The organism is Candidatus Frankia alpina, assembly GCF_902806485.1.
GTDB lineage: Bacteria > Actinomycetota > Actinomycetes > Frankiales > Frankiaceae > Frankia > Frankia alpina.
This window is the reverse complement of the sequence record NZ_CADCWT010000515.1, coordinates 1-860: the sequence shown is the minus strand read 5'-3', so window position 1 is coordinate 860 and position 860 is coordinate 1. Positions and strand designations below refer to the sequence as shown.

The 860-nt window shown below is 65.8% G+C and carries 2 protein-coding genes; both read left to right on the top strand.

The window, feature by feature from the left end; genetic code table 11:
- Window positions 1-359: hypothetical protein (locus G6R25_RS24275; RefSeq protein ID WP_163554685.1), on the top strand; the 359-nt coding region annotated here is incomplete at its 5' end.
- A 112-nt stretch (window positions 360-471) separates the two neighbouring features.
- Window positions 472-860: hypothetical protein (locus tag G6R25_RS24270; protein ID WP_163554684.1), on the top strand; the 389-nt coding region annotated here is incomplete at its 3' end.

Below are 860 nucleotides of genomic sequence, written 5' to 3'. Positions count from 1 at the left end.
ATGGCCCCCAGGTCTGGACGGGGCCCATCCTGCAACCCGGAGGCAACGCGGGGCCCCTGCAGATTGGCTTCAACACCGGATTTCTCTACACCGGCCTGGACTACTGGTTCTGCGTGGCGCACGTACTCGACGGACCGAACCCCGGGATCTACGCCACCGAGGGCTCACTCGACCAGCAGATCGACGAGTGCGAGTGCGAGGCCGTGGACAACGGCACGACAATCTACTGCCCCGTCACCACGGAAAACTTCACCATCGCGCTGAACTCTGGGCCCTGCGGCTATCAGATGTACCAGCAGCCGCCCGAGGCGCTCCACGGAAAACTCCGTTCCGAGAGGAAGAAGTCGGCGGCGCGATAGCGACGGCGGCGGCGTGGATCCAGGCTCCGGAGATCGACTCCGCGGGTGGATCGAGGCGCACTCGGCGGATTTCAGGCCCGATCTGCGGTCGGGTCTGAAATCCTTCGGGCAGGTGCGGGCGTTCGGAGAGCTGTCGATGGTGCTGTGGGCTCTGACTGGTCCTCGGCACCGAGCGGCCGGCAGCCGGTACGTCGCCTGGGCCCAGGACGTCGCGGCCCAGCTCTGGCCAGACCTTGAGGTGGTCGGAGAACATCTTCCCTGGGACGATCTCCCACAACATCACCTGCGAGACCTGCTCGTCATGTTCCCGGTCCTGGAGACAGTGACCCATCGGCGATCACGGTTTCACGACAAGGTCGTCGAGGTCCTCGGCGGCGGCTTCGGGACGGTACCCACGGAAGACCTCAAGATCGCTTTTGCGCGGGATACGGCCGGGCTCGACGACTGCCGCCCGGCAGTCACCCGAGAACTGACGACAGAGTTGTCGGCCCGGCCCACGCC